Source organism: Candidatus Frankia nodulisporulans (assembly GCF_902806475.1).
Lineage (GTDB): Bacteria > Actinomycetota > Actinomycetes > Frankiales > Frankiaceae > Frankia > Frankia umida.
The window spans coordinates 1-2,129 of record NZ_CADCWS010000426.1 but is presented as its reverse complement, the minus strand read 5'-3'; the positions used below and the strand labels follow the sequence as shown (position 1 = coordinate 2,129).

1 protein-coding gene is annotated in these 2,129 nt (G+C 70.7%); it reads left to right on the top strand.

What is annotated here, in order from left to right; all coding sequences use genetic code 11:
• Positions 1 to 419: 419 nt before the first annotated feature.
• Complete coding sequence (locus G6R24_RS20470; RefSeq protein WP_225438869.1) at positions 420 to 1,940, top strand: carboxylesterase/lipase family protein; 1,521 nt, start codon at positions 420 to 422, stop codon at positions 1,938 to 1,940.
• Positions 1,941 to 2,129 lie beyond the last annotated feature (189 nt).

Genomic DNA, 2,129 nt, shown 5'->3' with positions numbered 1-2,129 from the left:
CGCGGTACGCCTCTTTTCGGGACGCCTGACCGCCGGCTTGGGTTGACAGGGTGGCCGAACTGGTGCAAAACTCCCAAACCATTCACGGGTGAGCCACTGACCGCATCCTCAGGCTGTTCTCCGCCACCAGCCTCGGCGCGTCCGAAGCGGCCACCCTCCCTGCGCGCCGTCCGCTCGCAGCGATCAGCCACCCGAGTGGGTGCCTTTTCACGCGGTACCAGGCGGCGAGAACCCATTGTCGGTTTTCACGCGCCCAGAAATTTCCGGGTGGCGGAGCGCCGACGGCCAGGAGGACTGTGTCCATGCGAGTTCCGTTCCAGTTATTGGCCCGATCGCCCCGGAAGAAAGACTTGGTTCGCGGGCTGGTGGTGCCGAGCGCTGTGGTCGCCGGCGCGCTGTTTGTCGCGGGGTGCCTCCCGGTGGGTGGTCCGACCGGCGGCGGTCCCGGGGGCGGTCCGACCGGCGGCCCCGTGGCCGCGCCGCTCCAGGTGACCACCGACCATGGCGATGTCCGCGGCGCCGCCGTGCAGGCCCACCGCGTTTTTGACGGCATCCCCTACGCCGCGCCGCCGATCGGCGACCTGCGCTGGAAGCCGCCGGCCCCGGCCCAGGCCTGGACCGGGACGCGCGATGCGACGAAGCCCGCTGCCTCCTGCCCGCAGCCCTCCGGTCTCGGTAGCACCGGCGCCACCAGTGAGGACTGCCTGTTCCTCAACGTCACCACCCCCGGCGCGATCAGTAACAAACTGCCGGTCATGGTGTTCCTCCACGGCGGCGGCTTCACCAGCGGCTCCGGCGCGTCGTATGACCCGACGCCCCTGGTCGAGAAGGGCCAGGTCGTCGTCGTCACGCCGAACTACCGGCTGGGCGCGCTCGGGTTCCTCGCGACCCCGGACCTCATCGCTCAGGGTGGCGACGCCGGCATGTACGGCATCGAGGACCAACAGGCGGCGTTGCGCTGGGTGCGCGCGAATATCACCGCGTTCGGCGGTGACCCGCAGAACGTGACGGTCTTCGGCGAGTCCGCGGGCGCGGTCAGCTCCTGTGTCCACCTCGTCTCGCCTAGCTCGGTTGGCCTGTTCGACAAGGTGGCGTCCCAGAGCGGCTGCGCCCTCGGCGGCGTGGACCTCCAGACGGCCTCGGCTCCGGTGCAGCCGGCCGCGATCGAGACCGCGGCCGGCTGCACCGGAGCCGAGGCGCTGGCCTGCATGCGCGGCAAGACACCGCAGGATCTCCTGAAGGCGATCCCGTCCGGCGCGCTCGCCACGTTCGACGCCGTCTACGGCGGCAGCGTGCTCCCCGCACCCGTCCCCACGCTGCTCGCGCAGGGCAAGGGCAGCAAGACGCCACTGCTCGTCGGCACCAACCACGACGAGGGCCGGCTGCTGGCCCTCGTGGCCGGGGGATCAGTCGACGCGACCACCTATCCCAAGACCATCCAGACGAGCTTCGGGGCGGACGCGGGCGCCGTCCTCGCCGAGTACCCGGCCTCGGCCTACTCCAGCCCGGCCCTTGCCTACGCCACCCTGATCGGCGACTCCCAGTTCTCCTGCCGGACCCTGCGGCAGGCCACCTCCGCGGCGACGCAACGACCGGTGTACCAGTACGAGTTCGACGACACGAACGTGCCGAGCCTGATCCCTGACTTTCTCGCCCCGTACCCGCTGGGCGTGACGCATGGCGCCGAGCTCCCCTACCTGTTCAAGCAGAAGACCCTGAACGCCGCCCAGCAGGCGTCGAGCGACCGCATGATCGGCTACTGGACCCGTTTCGCCGCGACCGGGGACCCGAACGGCGCCGGCGCGACCACCTGGCCCGCCGTCACCGCCACCGACAGCCACGTGTTGTCCCTGCGGTCGGCCGCGGCCCAGGCCATTCCCACCGCCGACTTCAGCACCGACCACCACTGCGACTTCTGGCAGATCCACGACACCGTCTGACCTGACCCCGGACCGCACGACCGGTCCCACAAAGCTGACGCCGCTGTCACGCCGCCCATGCGCGGTGACAGCGGCGTCAGCGTCATGTCCGCCGCCTCGACGCCGTCGAGCACCGGTATGCGCACGTCCAGGAGGTTGCATGTCCGCGCGCCTTCGCCGTGCCCGACGGACGGTCAGGCCCTGGCCTGA